Annotated in this window: 19 protein-coding genes; 5 read left to right on the forward strand and 14 right to left on the reverse strand. The window is 37.6% G+C overall.

Going from position 1 to position 18504, the window contains the following annotated elements:
- Nucleotide 1 precedes the first annotated feature (1 nt).
- The 5 genes from apt to I6E72_RS06245 all read right to left on the reverse strand — a co-directional run bounded on the left by apt (nt 2) and on the right by I6E72_RS06245 (nt 3150).
- Nucleotides 2-547 (reverse strand): adenine phosphoribosyltransferase, encoded by a 546-nt coding sequence (apt, locus tag I6E72_RS06230; protein ID WP_165722481.1) that lies wholly within the window; start codon nt 545-547, stop codon nt 2-4.
- A gap of 169 nt (nt 548-716) precedes the next feature.
- Entirely contained in the window at nt 717-839 is a 123-nt protein-coding gene (locus I6E72_RS19845) for a hypothetical protein (RefSeq protein WP_002962301.1), read from the reverse strand.
- Between the two features lie 72 nt (nt 840-911).
- On the reverse strand, nt 912-1664 hold the full coding sequence (locus tag I6E72_RS06235; RefSeq protein ID WP_197111501.1) for an HvfC family RiPP maturation protein: 753 nt from the start codon (nt 1662-1664) through the stop codon (nt 912-914).
- A gap of 36 nt (nt 1665-1700) precedes the next feature.
- Nucleotides 1701-2558: an HvfB family MNIO-type RiPP peptide maturase gene (locus tag I6E72_RS06240; protein ID WP_197111503.1), complete on the reverse strand. Its 858-nt coding sequence runs from the start codon at nt 2556-2558 to the stop codon at nt 1701-1703.
- Nucleotides 2559-2625: 67 nt separating this feature from the next.
- A complete protein-coding gene (locus tag I6E72_RS06245) occupies nt 2626-3150 on the reverse strand; it encodes an HvfA family oxazolone/thioamide-modified RiPP metallophore (RefSeq protein WP_197111505.1) in 525 nt (174 codons plus the stop codon).
- A 225-nt stretch (nt 3151-3375) separates the two neighbouring features.
- On the opposite strand from I6E72_RS06245, the gene I6E72_RS06250 reads away from it, so the two are divergent.
- Nucleotides 3376-4356 carry a tRNA-dihydrouridine synthase gene (locus I6E72_RS06250; protein WP_007583877.1) on the forward strand — a complete coding sequence of 327 codons (981 nt, stop codon included), beginning with the start codon at nt 3376-3378 and terminating at the stop codon, nt 4354-4356.
- A 61-nt stretch (nt 4357-4417) separates the two neighbouring features.
- Nucleotides 4418-4744: a TraR/DksA C4-type zinc finger protein gene (locus I6E72_RS06255; RefSeq protein ID WP_024590816.1), complete on the forward strand. Its 327-nt coding sequence runs from the start codon at nt 4418-4420 to the stop codon at nt 4742-4744.
- A 16-nt stretch (nt 4745-4760) separates the two neighbouring features.
- Here the strand turns inward: I6E72_RS06255 and I6E72_RS06260 are convergent, their stop codons facing one another.
- From I6E72_RS06260 to pyrC, 9 genes are all read right to left on the reverse strand, one after another.
- Nucleotides 4761-5804: a hypothetical protein gene (locus I6E72_RS06260; RefSeq protein WP_197111507.1), complete on the reverse strand. Its 1044-nt coding sequence runs from the start codon at nt 5802-5804 to the stop codon at nt 4761-4763.
- A 61-nt stretch (nt 5805-5865) separates the two neighbouring features.
- Nucleotides 5866-7125, reverse strand: coding sequence for a tetratricopeptide repeat protein (locus I6E72_RS06265; protein ID WP_197111510.1), 1260 nt, complete (start codon nt 7123-7125; stop codon nt 5866-5868).
- Nucleotides 7126-7136: 11 nt separating this feature from the next.
- Nucleotides 7137-7754 carry an energy transducer TonB gene (locus I6E72_RS06270; RefSeq protein ID WP_197111512.1) on the reverse strand — a complete coding sequence of 206 codons (618 nt, stop codon included), beginning with the start codon at nt 7752-7754 and terminating at the stop codon, nt 7137-7139.
- A complete protein-coding gene (locus I6E72_RS06275) occupies nt 7754-8158 on the reverse strand; it encodes an ExbD/TolR family protein (protein WP_007583867.1) in 405 nt (134 codons plus the stop codon). The genes I6E72_RS06270 and I6E72_RS06275 overlap by 1 nt, the downstream gene beginning before the upstream one ends.
- Nucleotides 8159-8172: 14 nt before the next feature.
- Nucleotides 8173-8697, reverse strand: coding sequence for a MotA/TolQ/ExbB proton channel family protein (locus tag I6E72_RS06280; RefSeq protein ID WP_002961709.1), 525 nt, complete (start codon nt 8695-8697; stop codon nt 8173-8175).
- Nucleotides 8697-10061: a MotA/TolQ/ExbB proton channel family protein gene (locus I6E72_RS06285; RefSeq protein WP_007583865.1), complete on the reverse strand. Its 1365-nt coding sequence runs from the start codon at nt 10059-10061 to the stop codon at nt 8697-8699. Before I6E72_RS06285 ends, I6E72_RS06280 begins: the two co-directional genes overlap by 1 nt.
- A gap of 6 nt (nt 10062-10067) precedes the next feature.
- Entirely contained in the window at nt 10068-10838 is a 771-nt protein-coding gene (locus tag I6E72_RS06290) for a DUF3450 domain-containing protein (protein WP_010553386.1), read from the reverse strand.
- A 1097-nt stretch (nt 10839-11935) separates the two neighbouring features.
- Nucleotides 11936-12139: a cold-shock protein gene (locus tag I6E72_RS06295; RefSeq protein WP_002961702.1), complete on the reverse strand. Its 204-nt coding sequence runs from the start codon at nt 12137-12139 to the stop codon at nt 11936-11938.
- 440 nt (nt 12140-12579) lie between these two features.
- Complete coding sequence (gene pyrC / locus I6E72_RS06300; protein ID WP_197111513.1) at nt 12580-13632, reverse strand: dihydroorotase; 1053 nt, start codon at nt 13630-13632, stop codon at nt 12580-12582.
- A gap of 290 nt (nt 13633-13922) precedes the next feature.
- On the opposite strand from pyrC, the gene I6E72_RS06305 reads away from it, so the two are divergent.
- From I6E72_RS06305 to I6E72_RS06315, 3 genes are all read left to right on the forward strand, one after another.
- Entirely contained in the window at nt 13923-16292 is a 2370-nt protein-coding gene (locus I6E72_RS06305) for a GGDEF domain-containing protein (protein ID WP_197111515.1), read from the forward strand.
- A gap of 413 nt (nt 16293-16705) precedes the next feature.
- Nucleotides 16706-17593, forward strand: a complete 888-nt coding sequence (locus I6E72_RS06310; protein WP_002961689.1) for a LysR family transcriptional regulator — start codon at nt 16706-16708, stop codon at nt 17591-17593.
- A gap of 54 nt (nt 17594-17647) precedes the next feature.
- Nucleotides 17648-18412 carry a YdcF family protein gene (locus I6E72_RS06315; protein ID WP_197111518.1) on the forward strand — a complete coding sequence of 255 codons (765 nt, stop codon included), beginning with the start codon at nt 17648-17650 and terminating at the stop codon, nt 18410-18412.
- The last annotated feature ends 92 nt before the right edge of the window (nt 18413-18504 follow it).

Raw genomic sequence — 18504 nt, forward strand, 5'->3', positions numbered from 1 at the left:
ATTACTCGCCTTCGAATTCAACCAATTTTAGGATTTTAATACCCATTTTTTTGATGCGCTGCTCGCCACCAAGTTCTGGTAGTGATACAACAAATGCAGCATCTGTGGCTTCGCCACCTAGTTTTTGAACTAATTTAGCTGTGGCTTCAATTGTGCCGCCAGTTGCTAATAAGTCATCAACTAATAATACTTTATCGCCAGGTACAATTGCATCAACATGCAGCTCTAGCGTGTCTTCACCGTACTCAAGTAAGTAATCTTGACGAATAACTTCGCGTGGTAACTTACCTGGTTTACGAACTGGAATAAACGGGATGCCTAATGCGTAAGACAGTGGTGCACCAAAAATAAAGCCACGTGATTCTGTGCCAATTATTTTAGTAAAACCCTGATCTTTATATTCTGCGATAAACGCGTCAATAGTTGCTTTAAAGGCTTCTGGATTTGCCATTAAAGTGGTTACATCGCGAAACATGATGCCCGGCTTTGGATAATCAGCAATTGTAGTTATGCTGTTTTTGATAATTGCTGGTGTTACTTGAGTCATAATTTTAACTGCTCAATTGTTTATATTACAAAGCAGGTGATTATAACCTTAACTAACCTTTAATTGCGAGTTTGGCGTTACTATAAAAGAAGTATTAACTATGGGGGGTAATTAAAATAAAGTGGTTCAAGGCTGAAGTAAGCAACAGCCTTAATAAACGCTATGCATTTTAAGTTAAGCTAGTGATCCAGCCTAATATTGCATTTAAACAACCAATTCCTGCAAATACAGCTAAGAAAGCAAGAAAATAAGTAGCGTTGAACGGATCTTTAAAGTCTTTATCATCTGACATTGGTACAACCTTTTATTAAGCACGACAAATAAGGCTGCCATAATAGACGATGTAAAATCATCAATAAAGACCTTAATCTTGATTTTTTGTCACAATTACACCGCGTTCAACCATTGCATTGAGGGTAACCAATGCGCCTTGAGCAATTTGCTCTGCATTAAATTGTGGTGCATGAGCAAATACCTGTTGGCAAACGTCGTCAAATGTCGCTCCATCACTTGCCTCAATAATTGATAGTAATAAAGCAGTCATCGCATTCGTAGCCAGAAATTGAACGTCATCATCTTCATCTCTATATACAACAAAATAATTAGGCTGAGGTGATGGCTCTTTTGGTTTAAAGCGATTGCTAATATTTTGAACCGGAAATTGATAACTTAAATTTCTTGCCGTTTTCGATAAATACAAAGCAGAACTAGTAAGCGCTGTTGTTTGTAATTTTTGCTCTTGCTCATCTTCGTGTGCAATCGATACATCTAGCTCTACCCATTCATAATGTGCAAGTTCTAGCATAAACACGGGATCGTATCTTTTCATTTTATAATCACTTGATAAGTAATTAATAAACTCCCCTGCTATATCTAAAAAGTACGGCGAATGACAATCATATTCGCTAAAAAATTTGCGTACAAGGACCACCCATTGCTTGTCTGTATATAAGGTTTTTAATACCGGAAAACCTGATGATATAAAACCTTCAATGTTATTAAAAAATAGGTCGCGATAAATGGCCATACGTCTGTCTTCGATACCGCTGGGCTTTTTATTTTTTTTAGGCTCGCGAATATGCGCCATAAATTCGTTTTGTATTTCAATAAAGCTCATAACCAGGCACTCTTTTAATATTTATAAAGGCTTATATTAAGCTCGTTGTTTTGAAACCGTTGAAGTAATGTGTTTAGCTTGTAGCTCATGAATTATATCTAACTCTTTGGTTAAAATATTCATGGTAGGAATATTAAAATCGCGCTCAAGCAAGGTTGGAAATACGCCATGCACTTCATATGCTTTATCCAGTAGCTCCCACACAGGATCAATGACATCAGCACCATGTGTATCAACTATTAAGTCATCAGCCTCATTATAATGGCCAGCAACGTGCCCATAGGCAATACGATTAGAAGGCAGCCCAGTTAAAAACGATTGTGCGTTATAGCCATGATTAATCGAATTCACATAAATGTTATTCACATCCAGTAAAAGCTTGCAGTCTGATTGCTCTAAAATGGTATTTGTAAATTCCAGCTCTGACAATTGCTGTCCAGGAGCGCCATAATAGGAAACATTTTCTATCGCAATTTGCTGCTCAAGTATGTCTTGTACTTGTTTAATACGAGGGACAACATGTGCTATAGCATCTTGTGTAAACGGAATAGGCATTAAGTCATACATATGGCCTGTACCGGAGCAGTAACTTAAGTGCTCACTGTAAATTTTTATATTGTGCTCTTCAAAAAAAACTTTTAAAGACTTAACAAATTCAACATCCAGTGGTTCGGGTGAACCGATAGACAGTGATAATCCATGACACACAAAATTGTTTGCATCTGTTAATGTTCTAAATTGCTTTTTAAAGCGCCCACCTAGTTTTAACCAGTTCTCTGGCGCAACTTCCAAAAAATCTACTTGATTAGGTACGTGTTCAAGCAGTTCATCAAGCATTTCTCGTCGTAGGCCAAGGCCCACCATCCCGAAATCTGTACTCTGGATTTGTGTCATAACTACCTCTAACTTATCAAAAAAGGGCCTTAAGGCCCTTTTAGCATAACTTATTTAGAATAAGATATTAACGACCGCCACATTTACCTTCGCCGCACTTACCTTCTTTTTTAGTTTTTTTAGCATCGCCGCCGCATTTACCTTCACCACATTTACCTTCTGTTTTAGCTTTTGCATCGCCACCACATTTACCTTCACCACACTTGCCTTCTGTTTTAGCTTTTGCATCTTTTGCGTCGCCGCCACATTTACCTTCACCACACTTGCCTTCTGTTTTAGCTTTTGCATCTTTTGCATCGCCGCCACATTTACCTTCACCACATTTGCCTTCTGTTTTAGCTTTTGCATCTTTTGCATCGCCGCCACATTTACCTTCGCCGCACTTACCTTCTGTTTTAGCTTTTGCATCTTTAGCATCGCCGCCACATTTACCTTCACCACACTTACCTTCTTTAGCGTCTAGTTGGTAACCTGTTACTAATTGTTGAAACTCAAATGGGTTGGCTTGTACATCTGCAGATACAAAGCTTGCAGAGCCAACAACTACTGCACCTAAAGTTAACGCGATTGTATTTTTTTTAACTGTATTCATTTTGTGACTCTCTTTAATCAAGTATTGTAAATCTCAGCAATAAAAATGTATTTTAAATTGCTTGTATGCTTAAGTAGACCTGTACAAGAATAAAAACTTTCATTTATTTTCATAATATTTACTTTTGCGGTTTCTACATTAAATATGGTTGGTAATTACAGATTTATCAATGTGTGATTTACAGGTAAACTATGCGTCCAGTTTTTTATCAAAATTAATCACTTTATGAAACTTGTTTTAGCACCTATGGAAGGTGTCGTTGATTTTAAAATGCGCCAATTACTCACAGACATTGGTGGGTTCGATTTGTGCGTTACCGAGTTTGTAAGAGTGGTTGAAACATGCTTACCTGATAAAGTTTTTCATCGATTTTGCCCTGAACTACATAATAATGGATTTACGCGAGCAGGTACTCCTGTGCGTGTTCAATTACTCGGCCAAGAAGCAAATCCGTTAGCCGAAAATGCAGTAAGAGCAATTGCTTTAGGATCTCATGGGGTCGACCTTAACTTTGGTTGCCCAGCAAAAACCGTTAATCGTAGTCGAGGGGGTGCTGTGCTGCTTAAAGATCCTGACCACATGTATACGATTATTAAAGCAGTCCGAGATGCTGTAGATGATAAACATGAAGTAAGTGCAAAAATTCGCTTAGGCTTTGATGACGACAGTAACAGCCAAGAAATTGTTGATGCTGTGGTAAGCGCAGGCGCAAATAGTGTAGCTATACACGCCAGAACCAAACGTGATGGTTATAACCCGCCAGCTTATTGGGAAAAAATTCCACCAATAATAAAAGATAAAAATATTGCCGTTGTTGCCAATGGTGAAATTTGGCAAGTTGAGGACGCAATGCTTTGCCAAAAACGAAGTGGATGTACTGATTTGATGCTTGGTCGTGGCGCCCTTTCGCACCCTGATTTAGCAAAAAAAATTAAAGCTCATGTAAATAATGAACAATATGATGGCCTTCAATGGGAGCATATTATTTATCACTTAATCCACTCTGCTATTCATCAAGACCCTGCAAAAGATGAAAAGTATTTTGCTTCTCGTACAAAGCAATGGCTAGGTTACCTTAAACGCCAATACCCGCAAGCGATCGATTTATTTGATGAAATCAGGCGTTTAAAAAGTAAAGAAGATGTGGCAAGCGTATTAAATAAATACGCCAAAGCACCGCAACTTGATTCAAATCATAACGGCTAACCTAAAGCCTCTAGATAATATCAGTATAACGTGAAGCCAATTTAATAAGGTTGTACTGATAATGCATCATCAAAAAAGACTAAACGATGAAATAGCACAAATTAAATTAAATATATTAACTATGCTTTCTAAATCAGCCTACCCTACACATCAGCATTTAATACAAATTTTAGATAATACAGCAAACAATGAATGGTTAGACTGTGCAGCAGAGAAGCTAGGTCCTGAGTATGCGTTTTTGATCAGTCGCATGACTAAATTAGAAGCGGCGGTCAGCCAAATAGAAATTGGGCAATATGGCTACTGCTGCGACTGTGAAGAAAAAATACCAGCCAAATCACTTGAACTAGACCCCGCAACTCAACGGTGTACAAAGTGCGCACAATAAGCGCACTTTCAAATCATTATATAATTTGTTGTATAAAGCTAAATGATTGCCCTGGGTAGAGTATTATATCTTCAACTAAATATTGAGCCTCTTCTTGGGTGATTTCTAAGCGTTTCATAAGGTTTACCTTTGCCTGTGGCAAAGTCCACGCATGGTAATGAATGCCAATATCTGATTCCATCATTGCAAGCATCAATGTTTTATCTTTATCAGACATGTTCATATTGCTCGCCATTGCAGGTAAGTCTTGATAATCAGCCTGCCAATCAAGCCCTTCAATTAATTTTTCATCCGATAGATACTGCACTAAAAACGATTTTTTATGAGAAATAGACAATTTACTGTCGAATGCAACACGATCTAATACTTTTATATTTTCATTTAAAATAGTAACCCACTCTAGCGGTGAATGTACTTCGCCACTAAAGTAATTTAGTTTGCTCTGATACCACTGTGACCCATTTGGCAGGCCTCTCAGACCAACACTACCTCTAGGCTTGTAACTAGCTAAATAATCGCTAAAAGCTCTTATATGACTCTTAAGCGCTGGTTGAACGTCATTACTACCTATCGCACTCAATACATAGCTTTGTAGTAGTGTGAGCTCAATTTTATTCAGCTTTAAATTGCTTTGTTTAGCACTGTCTAGCGTATCTTGGGTTAACTTAAGCCAAGTAATAATATTATCCGGCGTACTTTTTGAACCCTCAAAAGCAAGCATGTTTTTTAATACGTCTACTTGAGCCGGCCAATTAAAATAGCGCTCAGGAAAGCGCTCTGCAATAACCAAGTAGTTTACTTGTGCAATTTGATTGAGATTAAGCTCCATACCCATTAGGTTCTGATAAATAGTATGACGTTTAACTAAATACGCATCAGAAAAGACCAATTGCTCTTTAGTAATCCTATCGATTTTTTTAGCGTCTGGTTGTACAAGTGCCATGTTTAAAGTTTTTAAAGCAACTTGTGCGTCTTCAAATGACTCATAAGGTTGAGGCTGCTTTGAACATGCAGCTAAAAATAAGCACAGTAGTAATGAAAAAGAGAGCTTTTTATACATAGTAGTTCCAATAAAAAAAGCCCCAGAGGGGCTTTTTATAAGTTGCTTTAGCTAATTAAAATTAAATTTTAACACCGTTGCGAGCGGCTTTATCTTTAATATATGTAGACCAACCTTTTGCAAACTTACGTGTGCGAGGGTCATCCATAGCTTTAGTAATTGCAGCATATGCTTGCTTATACTTACCTTGATAGTAATACGCTTCAGCTAAATCTGAATAAATAGTACCTTTTTTGTCAGAGCCAAGCTCTAATGCTTTGTTCAAACGAACAACAGCAGCACTGAATTTCTCAGATTGTAAAAGTAATGAACCAGCTTTACGGTAAAGTTCAGCGTCGTCATCAAATTTAGCAGCTTCTTCATAGTACTTAGCAGCTTTTTCTAGATCTTTAGAGCGATGATAGTTACTAGCAATCGCGTTAATATTCTGCTTTGTACGTTTTACTTTTTCACTCTTAACGGCCTTTTCTAGCGTTACAGCTGCTCTAAAAGGGATCTCGTTTAGAGAGTAAAAGTTAGATAAGACTTTATAATCAACTTCATTTTCAAAGTAACCGTTCTTGTAAGCAACTTCCATCGTTGCTAAACCTTTAGAATAATCCTCAGTTTGTAGGTAATATTTACCTAAACCAATCCAAGCTTTTTTATCATCAGGCCATACACGAACAATCTCTTCGCCAACTTTAACCATACTTGCATAATCTTTAAGTTCAAAGTATGCAGCTAGTTTTAGTTGGAAAGGGCCTTTATTTGGCTCTTTTTGAAGTTTAATTGCCTTATCTGCTGGTTCAAAAACATCACGAAACTGCTCTAACTGGAAATTAGCTTGGGCAATACGTGTGTAAACCGTAGGGTCTTCTTGGCCAGTGAAGTCCATCCAAGCTACATAAGCTTTTTTGGCTTCTTGATACTTTTCAGTACCGGCGTATAAATCGCCTAACAGTTTTAGAGTTTGTTCTTGATCAGCAAAGTTTAAAACATCAGGGGCAACTGCTTGTTTAGAGTACTTAATCGCTTCGTCATACTTTTCTTTTTGCGCGTACATGCTACCTAAGTAACGATTTACAGTCGCTTTATCAAAGTCATTCGAAGCATCAATCTCTCTAAGCAACACAATTGCTTCATCAACTTTTTCTTCATTGTACAAGTCAAATGCTTTAATTACCTTTTTACCAGTACGCTCGCCCATGATTTTAGTTTTTGCTTTTTTACGCTCTTCAATTTTTGCGTAATCTGGCGCTGCTAAAACAGATGCACTTAAAGTAGCACCAGTCACAGACATAAGAATCGCAAGAGCAGTTACTTTAGAAAAATTTCTCATTACTCGCCTCCTTAGTTGCCTTGGTTAAGTTTAAAGTCTAATTGAACTTGTAAACCTGGTTGTTTCTGTGGTTTTCCGTCAATGATCTTAGGACGGTACTTCCATTTACGCAATGCTCGTTTAGCTTCACGGTCAAAAATACGTTTCGGATCTGCGTCAATTACTTCAACGTCAATCACTCCACCTAACTCATCAATTGTGAATGAAAGTTGTACCCAACCTTCTTTGCCATCACGTGCTGCTTGCGTTGGATATTTTGGTTCTATACGAACGATAGGTGTCGCATCACCATCTCGTCCAAATGCACCAGGACCACTTAATCCACCAGCTGAACTACCTATATCGATACTACCCATATTAAATGACATAGCACCAGGATTAGGGTTATTATTTTCCGGCTGTGGCGGCTGCGGTTTAGGCGGCTGCTTTGGCGGTGGTGGAGGAGGAGGCGGTACACGCTTCCTCTCCTGCACCTTAGATTCAGGCGGATTCGTCATTATTTCGACTATGATCTGCTCTTTTTGTTCCGTATTACGGTCAGCCCCACCAGAGATGAGGAAGGCCATGAAGTAGAACAAGCCGAAAGTAACTGCCCCACCTGCAATCAGTGAAAACAGAAAACGAATCATTACTGATCTCCAGCTATTGAAATTCTAAGGTTGTCACCCGTCGCTTTAATCTGGTCCATAACTTTAACCACTGTGCCGTGTTTAGCTTCTTTATCAGCTTGTATAATCACAACTTCAGTAGGTTGTTCTGCTAATAAACTTTCGATTTTTGCTGAAATACGTTCAACATCAATTTGTTGTTTATCAACCCAGATTTCGCCGTTACTACGAATAGCAATAAAAATGTTAGCATTTTTTTGCTTAGTAGCTTGGGCAGCTTTTGGTTTATTGACCTCGATACCAGCCTCTTTAACGAACGATGTAGTTACGATAAAGAAAATAAGCATGATAAATACGATGTCAAGCATTGGCGTCATATCAACCGCTGCTTCTTCTTCTTCACGAAAACGTTGTTTACGTGCCATATTTAATTCTCTCTCTAGTGATGAGGCATACTATCAATAAGTTTGGCTTTCACCATTTTAGCTTTTGTCTCAAGACGTGAGCTAAAAAATACTCCAGATAGTGCCGCAACCATTCCAGCCATTGTTGGGATTGTTGCCATTGAAATACCTGATGCCATTAAGCGTGCATTACCCGTACCCTGGTTGGCCATGGTTTCAAAAACCGAGATCATACCAGTAACAGTACCAAGTAAGCCTATTAAAGGACAAACAGCTACTAATGTCTTAATCAACAACATACGCTGATCTAATTTTTCAGACGCTTCAGAAATCCATGCTTCACGGATTCTGTGTGCGTACCAAGACGTAGTGTCTTGGCGGGCATCCCACTTTGCTACAATTTCTTTCGCTGTGCGAGGAAACTCTGCAAGTAGAAACCAATAGCGCTCAATCATTAAAACCCACATCAGAAAGAGTGCTATCGCGACCACGTATAAAACCTGGCCGCCTGTGCCAACAAAATCCCTGATAGATTCCCATATCTCCATCAGGACTAGCATTAGGCTTTCTCCTTCTCCGCGTGAGTAGCAACGATACCCGCGCTTTGCTCATCAAGGATGTGTAATACCGACTTACTACGACCAGCTACAAGAGCATGAAGTAGAATTAGTGGTAATGCAGCAATTAGACCTAGCGCTGTAGTTACAAGTGCTAGAGAGATGTTACCTGCCATGATCTTCGGATCACCCGTACCGAACAATGTGATTGTTTGGAACGTTAAGATCATACCGATTACTGTACCTAGTAGACCTAGTAATGGTGCGATTGCAGCAAGAATCTTAATTATGTTGATACCAGCTTCGATGCGTGGCGTTTCACGTAGAATCGCTTCATCAAGTTTAAGCTCAAGGTTTTCAACATCTTGGTTCTTGTTGTCATGGTACACTTTAAGAATACGACCCAGTGGGTTATTTGTATTCGGTGTAGCAACATTTTTAAGCTGGCTCTTAATCTTACTAGTAGTAAGTGTAAGGTCAACAAAGCGAATTAGAGTAATTAGCATACCTAAAGCTAGTAAAGCTGTAATGATATAACCAACTACGCCACCTTGATGGAAGTATTCCATAAGTGTCGCTTTTTGAGTGTTGATACGTAAGATAGCACCACGAGTCGGATCGATATAAACACCAGCGTAGTTATCTGGTGATGTATTTTCAAGATCAGTGATACCGTCTAAAATATAGCTATCAGGCTGTTTACCTAGAGGCTGAATAGACTTAGTTTCTGGTGAATAAATTAAGTAACCATCGTCTGTAACTAAGTTAAAGTTACCGATACGCGTTACTTTCTTCATTGACGGGTTACCGTCAAGACCAGCAACTTCAGTTTCAAAAGTTGAAACTTTAGCTGATTCAGTCATTTCTGTTTGAAGTGAAATCCAAAGTTCTTCAAGTTCGCGAACTGTAGGAAGTTCTTTAGCAGCAGCTAATGAACGTAAGATTTCAGCACGGCCAGGTTTCTCAGCACTAACTAGTGATGCTTCGATAGAACCGATAGCGTCTTGAGCTGCACGACGTACAACACCAAACATCTCACCCAAAGTACCTTGAGCACTTTGAAGAGCCGCTTCTTTTTCAGCTAACGTGTTTTCATTTTGTGCATATTGCTTAGTTAAGCTTTCACCACGAGACTTCTCAGAAGCAAGTTGGCTTTTAGCTTTATTAAGTAAAGATTGCTTGTCAGCACGATCTGATAAGAACTCTTGTTCACGTTTCTTATCGATTTTACCTTCAGAGATACGCTCTTGCTTTACTTGCTCAAGTATTTTATCTAGAGCTCCAGTATTTGCATGTGCATTTAACGCGGTACCTGCAGAAACAGTTAGTACTGCGGCAACAGCAAAACCTTTAAATAGTTTCTTCATTATTGATTACTCCGCGCCAAAGATAGGTAGTTTAACAAGTTCTAATGTCGCTTGCTTACGCGCCATACGAATAACTTCTTTAACAGGTTTTAGGTATTCTTCACCTAATTTTTTCCACTGTTTAGTGTTGTTATCCCACACCCAAGCATGTTTCAAGTCAAAAGACTGAGCAACGTAAGTAATACGACCTAACTGACCGATATCAACGTTAATACTTTTGCCATCAACTTCTAGTGTACCTTGTGAAGCAGATACAAGTGAGCTGTATGCTGTTTCAATAGTGTAAGCTTCAAGTACTTGACGGAATTTTTCAGACGTCGTTACAGACGCAGAAACCATGATTTCACGTAGTCTTTCAACACGTCCTAAACGCGTCTCTAGATTAAATGGAACGTCCGCTTTGATGAATTGCTCAAGCGTATCGATCATGCGATACATCAAAGGCACAACGTTTTGTTTCGTGTTATCAATCGTAGCGATTTGACGATCAAACGATTCAATAGACGCGTTTTGGCTATCAACCAAGCGCGACACGTGATCGTTATACACTTTCATAAGTTCAGTCTCATCAACAACGCTACGGTACTCAGCGATTAGCTCCTGAGTTTGACCATATACATTGTCAATTTTAGTTTGAGACTTAACCGCAGCCTTTTGAATTTGTTGACCTGCTTTTTGCACGTCATTCAAAGGATCTGCAATCACATTGCTGCTTGCAAATGCAAATGCGCCAACCAACGCAGTTGCTACAAGACTCTTTCTGATTTTAACAGACATAGTTCCCAACCAATTAAGTAATGTTACTTTTATAATTTAATTATCCTCCGAAGAGAACAACCCTGATATCTTTTAATAGATATCAACCTTCCAATAATGCTAAATGCAATTAGCGCTGTCAACTTGATGTTTACTAATCTCTGCAAATAAATAGCTAAGTTAATGCTTAAACAAAAGTACTAGCACACAACTGTTAACATTATTGCAACTAAGCTTTTGCTTAATATTTCGATTAAAGCCTTTTGAGGGGTGTATTTATTCGCATTGTACTGACATAAAACAACATTATTGCAACATTTAGCCGAAGCTGAATTCGCACTGAAAAAAAACAAAAAAAAATATAGATAGATATAACAAAAGTTATTTTTTAAACGATTTCAGCACATTTTATCTCCCCAATAACACTTCATCTGAAAAAACAAACCATTTGTCGCACAAAAAAACAACACTGGATAATCTACAATACCGCCCACCTTGCTTTATGCACGCAATGCCTAAAGCCATTTATAAAACGTGTTTCCCATAAATAGTAATAATAAGTTTCTTTTAGCAAGGCCTGAAATAGCCAAATAGCTTTCGATAATTAGACGAGTTACATTTACCGCTTTAGAGTGCTCATTAATACTATTTGACAGTTAAATTTATTTAGTAACAAAGTTAATCACAAAAAGCTGCTCAACTTTAATAATAATGGACTATAAATGATGCCTAACGCTTCCGTAATAAGCTATCAGAGGCCTATAGAGGTTCCCTTGCCCATTTATAGTTAAAGTACAAAACTTCAACCTGATTGCACTAGCAAGACTTACACTAAAATTTACACAGATTGTTATTTGGCATCATTTTTATGTATATAAGTATCAGATCAGTTGGATAAATTGTAAGGGATGTTTTAAATGCGATAGAAAGTGGTTCGATTGTATAAGTTATTCAGATAATTGAATTTTGGGTTTGTATTAAAATAGAGGATTTAAGAATATATGAAATTTGTGTTCAAGGATTTAAAAAGAAGGATTTTATTAATTATGTACATAGAGAGGAATTATGGTGAAACAGAGACCTGCTTCACCAAGATGAACTAGAGTTCACATAATAAATTATGCTGCTTCTACGTTCTCAGCTTCAGGGCCTTTTTGACCTTGTTTGATGCTGAATGTCACTGCTTGACCTTCGCTAAGAGTGCGAAAACCAGAACCAGTGATTGCGCTGAAATGTACAAACACGTCAGGACCATTTTCTTGTTCAATGAAACCAAAGCCTTTAGCTTCGTTGAAAAACTTTACTTTACCAGTAACCGACATACTAAATTTTCCTGTAAGTCAATAATTAAAATTCAGCCATATTATTATGGCAATATCCTCCCTGAGTCAATGCTCAAAAATATGGAGGTACAGTACAGGAACAAGTAATAACCTAACCGGTAACCTTAAACGCAGCACAATATCCGTAAATTCAATACATAAAAACTCAAAGCAAGGTAAGATTAACACATTATATTTTTTTTCGCTCTATTAATTGGGAATTATTTATTAAAAATATAAATTTGTTTCAAATCGCCTTTAACTGACTAATTTCCAAGCGAAAACTATAAAGTATTATTGTAATATATATTGCTATAAACGCGTATAAAAGCCCTCTACAACAGCAATACTGTCAAATAACGCTTCAATAACATCAAAAATACAAACAAAAAAGCCGCTTTAAAAATTAAGCGGCTTTTGGTTTAAATATAAAATATTAACTATTTAACAGACCAATCAATAGTATCTTCTGCTTTTATAGGCACAACTTCAGAGTCGCCTAGGGTATAACTTGCAGGTACGTCCCATGGTTTTCTTTGTAATGTTATTGTATCGGCATTACGCGGCAACTCATAAAAGTCAGGACCAAAGTGGCTTGCAAATCCTTCAAGCATGTCCAAAGCTCCCGCTTCTTCGAATGCTTCAGCGTATAACTCAATAGCGGCATGCGCCGTATATGCACCAGCACAACCACAAGCAGCTTCTTTTTTATCTTTATAATGTGGTGCCGAATCAGTTCCTAAGAAAAACTTTTTATTTCCACTTATAGCTGCGGCCATTAATGCTTGCTGGTGAATGTTACGTTTGAGGATTGGCAAACAGTAATAATGTGGGCGAATTCCACCCGCTAACATATGATTACGATTATAAAGTAAATGATGTGCTGTAATTGTTGCTGCTACATTGCTAGGTGCATTAACTACAAACTCTACTGCATCTTTAGTTGTAATATGCTCTAGTACAATTTTAAGTTCAGGAAAGCCATTTACCACATCCCCTAAAATCGTATCTAAAAATACTTTTTCACGGTCAAAAATATCAATTGATGAATCAGTAACTTCTCCGTGTACTAACAGCAACATACCTACTTCTTGCATTGCTTTTAAAACCGGGTAAATATTTTTGACTGATGTAACACCCGAATCAGAATTGGTTGTAGCGCCCGCAGGATACAGCTTTGCAGCTACTATTTTGCCCGTTACTTTTGCTTTCTTTATTTCATCTGGTGTCGTTTTATCAGTAAGGTAAAGTACCATTAAAGGCTCAAAGGCACCTTGTGGGCCTGCTGCCATAATACGTTCTCGATAAGAAAGAGCGGTATCAGTACATGTTGCCGGCGGAACAAGGTTTGGCATAATAATAGCGCGACCCATGTATCTGCTAATGTCTCGTACAGTATCCTTTAGCTGGTCGCCATCACGTAAATGTACATGCCAGTCATCTGGGCGAGTGATAGTAAGGGTTGTTACAGAGTTTGTATTATTGCTTGTCATTACTTTGTTCCAAGGCTGAATTTATCCGATCATAGGCATATGATGTTTTCGAGTAAAGATTTTATTAAAAATAATGCATATGTTGATGACATTACCGAGTTGTGTGATTAAAGCTTAATACTCCAATTCAATTGGGGTTAGCCATTGTTATTACTTACAATTAATTAAAGTCATTCGTCACAATAATTTACAGCCAATTAAAACCACTCATCGCTTTATTTTGTACAAAATCTAAGATTAGGTTAACTTAGCTACGTATTTAAAAATAAAAAGAATAATATAAATTGCCTATGTCTTACAAAAACAATGCCTCAAGAGCACTTGAGATAAAAACTGATCAACTGAGTATTATTAATCAATTTTCATCAAGCTTATTGCAACTAGACACACTAGACGAGCTATTTGAGTATGTTACAACGCACGTTGTTAACCGTTTAGGATTTGTTGATTGCGTTATTTACCTTGCCGATAACAATGCTTATACATTAAATCAAGTTGCATCGATGGGTATTGCTCACGCCCGTGATAAATATCAAGCCGAACGTAAAGTAATACGTTTTAGTGAAGGAATTACTGGGGCTGTAGCCACAACTGGTAAAGCCGTAGTTATCGATGATGTAACAAAAGATAGCCGTTATATCGCAGATGAGCGCCCTGCCCAATCAGAACTATGCGTCCCTCTTATATATAAAGAACAAGTTTTAGGTGTTATTGATTGTGAGCACCCTATTAAAGGCTACTTTACAAACGCACATCTTGAAATTCTTACAACAGTTGCCCACTTACTCAGTGCTAAAATCAACCAGGTAAATACGGTAAATAACTTACAAAAAACAGTTGAGCAACTTAACAACGCACAAAAATTAGAAAATAGCTTATTACAAATAGCTAACCTAACCTACAAAGCTAACGACTTAGATACCTTCTTTGAAGCCTTGCATTCAATTATCAATAACTTACTTCGTGCTGATAACTTTTTTATCGCTTTATATGACAAAAAAGTAGATATACTTGACCTTGTTTATATAGTCGAAGAAGGCATAAACACTAAAACACATCAAAAAATATCTAAAGAACAGCTAAAAGACACTGCTTCATATTACCTACTGCAAACAGAGCAAACCTTATTACTCAATAAAGATGCCTTTCAAAGTCATATTGATAACGGTGATTTTAAAATGGTAGGTAGACAATCAGAGTCTTGGTTGGGTGTTCCATTTAAAACAAGTGATCGTATAAGCGGTGTTATTGTTGTACAAAGCTACGATAAAACACTGCAATACAACGAACACGACAGCGCTCTTCTAACTTACGTAAGTCGCCAAATAAGTATGGCAATTGATAGGCAACTAGCCCGACAAGAGCTCGAGCATAAAGCATTGCATGACGAGCTTACCGGCCTTGCTAACCGCTCATTACTCATTGAGAGAATAAAGCATGCTATTTTACGTTTAACGCGTGCTAAAAAAAGTACTAGCCATGCCCTGCTGTATCTAGATTTTGACCGTTTTAAAAGTATTAATGATTCGCTGGGGCATGAGGTCGGAGACCATTTTCTTATAAAAATATGCGACTTAATTAAAAGTACAGTACGAAGCACCGATACATTTGCTCGTTTAGGCGGTGATGAATTTGCTATATTTATGGAAAATATCACACATAAAAACCAAGTTAATGAAGCTTTAAACAGAATTAAAAGCGCATTATCAAAACCTCTAAATGTAGATAGCCACTTACTTCAAGCCTCTACTAGTATTGGTATTGCCTATACCGACAACATAAATGATAAAGCTTATATATTACTGCAACAAGCTGATGCTGCTATGTATGAAGCAAAATCCACCGGGCGTGGACAAGTTAAGTTTTTTAATAACACGATGCGTAAAAAACTTAAAACCCATGCGGATATCGAAAACGACTTGCAACACGGTATAGAACACAACGAATTTGAACTCTATTTTCAGCCAATTTTTACAATTACCACAAGTGAGGTTATTGGTTTTGAAGCACTTGTGCGCTGGCATCATCCTAAAAAAGGATTTGTACCACCTAATGACTTTATACCGATAGCTGAAACTACAGGGCAAATTATAAATCTTGATTTACATTTACTTGATTTAGCCGCTCAGCAGATTTCTAATTGGCACCAGCAAGGTCATCGCTTTTTGAAAGTAACGGTTAATGTATCGTCACGACATTTTGCAAGCCTCGATTTTGTAGCGCAAATACACTCTATTTATAATAAATACCAATTACCTCTGGGTTCTTTATGTTTAGAAATTACCGAATCAGGCTTAATAGAAAATCTAGAACTCGCCACTCAAATAATAGAAGGTCTTTCACCTTTAAAAGTAAAATTATGCCTTGACGATTTTGGAACGGGTTATTCAGCACTGGGCTACTTGCACCAACTGCCTATTCATATTTTAAAAATAGATAAAAGTTTTATTGACCACCTACAAGATTCCACCAACCCACTTGTTGAAGCCATTTTATCACTTGCGCAATCATTAAAACTTGAAGTTGTTGCTGAAGGGATAGAAACACTTGAACAATTAGCCATTTTACAATCCACCGCGTGCGACTATGGCCAAGGTTTTTTAAAGTCAAAACCGGTCATAGCCAAAGAAGCCATATTACTTATTAATAAGCCTTTATAAAAAGAGCCAGCGAGTTGGTCGCTGGCTTAGGTATTACGTATATACTCATCCATTAACCTAAACTAAAGCTAAAAAGCAAAATGACTTTAGTTTTTAAACCACAACCTAAAGTAACCATTCCCCACCCCACACAGTTATTTATATAGTCAAAATTCACACTGAGGTGAAGCACACCGCAATCGATATACTTAAAATACAACATGAAGCAAACTCATCTAAAACTCATCAAACCAGTTTTTGAATGACTTTTATCGTTACTAATTCTAATATTTTCGCGATTCATAACAACAAACTGCAATAAACCACAATAAATCGCAAACTTTTAGCCATCTAGACGTTGAAACGTTTTTTGTATAGGCGTAGTATGTGGTTAATCTGAGCTGAACTCACTTTTCCCATGAGAATTTTTAAAGATGATTGGTATTAAACATTTAAAAACCATAGCAACCCTAAAAGAAACAGGATCTTTGGTTAATACAGCACGAGAGTTATTTTTGACACAGTCTGCTTTATCTCATCAAATCAAAGATTTAGAGAATAAATTAGATTGCCAATTATTTGAGCGTAAAACTCAACCAGTCCGCTTTACCCCTCAGGGAATGCTATTACTTGAGTTGGCTCACGAAATATTACCAAAAATGGAAGCGACAAAATGCCGTTTGAAAGAAAGCTTAAATCAGCCTATTTCTCAACTGCGTTTAAGTGTGGAATGCCATGCATGTTTTCATTGGTTATTGCCTACTATTAAAGAATTTAATAACTTTTGGCCTGATATAAAAATTGATTACGAGCGCGGCTTTAGTTACGACGCTATTCCTGACTTACTAAGCGATGAGCTAGATTTAGTTTTAACATCTGACATACGTGAACCCGACACATTAGAGTACGCGCACTTATTTGATTTTAAATTGAAGCTTATTGTGGCACCGGATCATGAACTTGCTAAAAAAGCGTATGTAACAGCGCTTGATTTAAAAAACGAAACTATTATTTCATACCCTATCCCGCGTGAACGCCAAGATATATTTAAGCATTTCATTCAAAATGCACGTTTTGACGGTACGTTAAAAACGGTTGACCAAGGATTACTTATTTTTCAACTAGTAAGTGCCGGCATGGGCGTTGCCGCTTTACCTGATTGGCTAGTTACACCTTATGAAAGCCAAGGCTTAATTAAATCAATTCCTTTGGGCGCTCTTGGCCTTACTCGTCCTATGTATTTAGCGATGAAAAAAGACATGAAAGATAACCCTGTTTATCGTCACTTTTTAAATACGTGTAAGCTAAATAACGGTCGATAATCATCAATATAATGAGTAATATCGCTGTAATTAACTCTACAGCGTTTAACTCTTATGTTTGTTATTAAAAAAATGATTGGTGGCTTACTTATGCCACTGCCTCTATTTGGTTTATTTGCGTGCCTGATGCTCCTACTCGCATTTAAAGGCCGCAAATCAGCTCTCTTCTTATCTACTTTAAGCTTAATTGTATTACTTGCATTGAGCACACCCTTTATCGCCAATTTAATTATCCAAAATAATGAACCTGCGTCGCTTGCATTTAATACCCTAAAGCATCCAAAAATAGACAAAATAGTTGTACTAGGTTGCGATATAAACCCAAACCCTGCACTCAGTGCTAATAATCAATTAGGTAATTGTGCACTAACGCGCTTAGTAGAAGGTGTAAAGCTAGCAAAGCACTACCCTAATGCAGAGCTTATAGTGTCAGGCGGGGGTTATCAAAATATCACTAATAGCGGGCTTATGTATCAAACGGCAATTAGTTTAGGCGTTAATAAGAGTCGTATATCCCAAAACCCAAAAGCAATGGATACAGGTGAAGAAGCTAAGTTACTGGCATCAAAATTAGTCGACTTTAAAGTTGCACTAGTAACATCTGTGCTGCACATGCCACGCGCAAAAGACTTATTTAATGCTCAAGGTATTGAAGTCATAACCGCAGCCACTGATTATCATAATTTTGCTGCACTTCCATGGAGCAAACAGTTTATTCCCAATGCTCATGCCTTACTTGTGGTTACGCAATACAGTCACGAAGTAGTAGGAAACACATGGATAAGTTTACGCCGCTGGATAGATCCAGAGGCACTGTAGCTCATTTCGTCTAACTAACCTGATGTAATGGTCTCCTCCCTATACGGCATCTATGTGCCATGATTAAAGTGGTTACAATAATCAAAGGGAGA

This window comes from Pseudoalteromonas sp. NSLLW24 (genome assembly GCF_015864725.1).
GTDB classification, from domain to species: domain Bacteria; phylum Pseudomonadota; class Gammaproteobacteria; order Enterobacterales; family Alteromonadaceae; genus Pseudoalteromonas; species Pseudoalteromonas arctica.

What these genes read in the sequence shown, in the direction of transcription:
- apt (WP_165722481.1), bottom strand. Translation starts at nt 547, where the DNA reads ATGACTCAAGTAACACCAGCAATTATCAAAAACAGCATAACTACAATT.
- I6E72_RS06315 (WP_197111518.1), top strand. Translation starts at nt 17,648, where the DNA reads ATGTTTGTTATTAAAAAAATGATTGGTGGCTTACTTATGCCACTGCCT.
- I6E72_RS06245 (WP_197111505.1), bottom strand. Translation starts at nt 3,150, where the DNA reads ATGAATACAGTTAAAAAAAATACAATCGCGTTAACTTTAGGTGCAGTA.
- I6E72_RS06250 (WP_007583877.1), top strand. Translation starts at nt 3,376, where the DNA reads ATGAAACTTGTTTTAGCACCTATGGAAGGTGTCGTTGATTTTAAAATG.
- I6E72_RS06265 (WP_197111510.1), bottom strand. Translation starts at nt 7,125, where the DNA reads ATGAGAAATTTTTCTAAAGTAACTGCTCTTGCGATTCTTATGTCTGTG.
- I6E72_RS06305 (WP_197111515.1), top strand. Translation starts at nt 13,923, where the DNA reads ATGTCTTACAAAAACAATGCCTCAAGAGCACTTGAGATAAAAACTGAT.
- I6E72_RS06275 (WP_007583867.1), bottom strand. Translation starts at nt 8,158, where the DNA reads ATGGCACGTAAACAACGTTTTCGTGAAGAAGAAGAAGCAGCGGTTGAT.
- I6E72_RS06255 (WP_024590816.1), top strand. Translation starts at nt 4,418, where the DNA reads ATGCATCATCAAAAAAGACTAAACGATGAAATAGCACAAATTAAATTA.
- I6E72_RS06285 (WP_007583865.1), bottom strand. Translation starts at nt 10,061, where the DNA reads ATGAAGAAACTATTTAAAGGTTTTGCTGTTGCCGCAGTACTAACTGTT.
- I6E72_RS06280 (WP_002961709.1), bottom strand. Translation starts at nt 8,697, where the DNA reads ATGCTAGTCCTGATGGAGATATGGGAATCTATCAGGGATTTTGTTGGC.
- I6E72_RS06295 (WP_002961702.1), bottom strand. Translation starts at nt 12,139, where the DNA reads ATGTCGGTTACTGGTAAAGTAAAGTTTTTCAACGAAGCTAAAGGCTTT.
- I6E72_RS06235 (WP_197111501.1), bottom strand. Translation starts at nt 1,664, where the DNA reads ATGAGCTTTATTGAAATACAAAACGAATTTATGGCGCATATTCGCGAG.
- I6E72_RS19845 (WP_002962301.1), bottom strand. Translation starts at nt 839, where the DNA reads ATGTCAGATGATAAAGACTTTAAAGATCCGTTCAACGCTACTTATTTT.
- pyrC (WP_197111513.1), bottom strand. Translation starts at nt 13,632, where the DNA reads ATGACAAGCAATAATACAAACTCTGTAACAACCCTTACTATCACTCGC.
- I6E72_RS06260 (WP_197111507.1), bottom strand. Translation starts at nt 5,804, where the DNA reads ATGTATAAAAAGCTCTCTTTTTCATTACTACTGTGCTTATTTTTAGCT.
- I6E72_RS06290 (WP_010553386.1), bottom strand. Translation starts at nt 10,838, where the DNA reads ATGTCTGTTAAAATCAGAAAGAGTCTTGTAGCAACTGCGTTGGTTGGC.
- I6E72_RS06270 (WP_197111512.1), bottom strand. Translation starts at nt 7,754, where the DNA reads ATGATTCGTTTTCTGTTTTCACTGATTGCAGGTGGGGCAGTTACTTTC.
- I6E72_RS06240 (WP_197111503.1), bottom strand. Translation starts at nt 2,558, where the DNA reads ATGACACAAATCCAGAGTACAGATTTCGGGATGGTGGGCCTTGGCCTA.
- I6E72_RS06310 (WP_002961689.1), top strand. Translation starts at nt 16,706, where the DNA reads ATGATTGGTATTAAACATTTAAAAACCATAGCAACCCTAAAAGAAACA.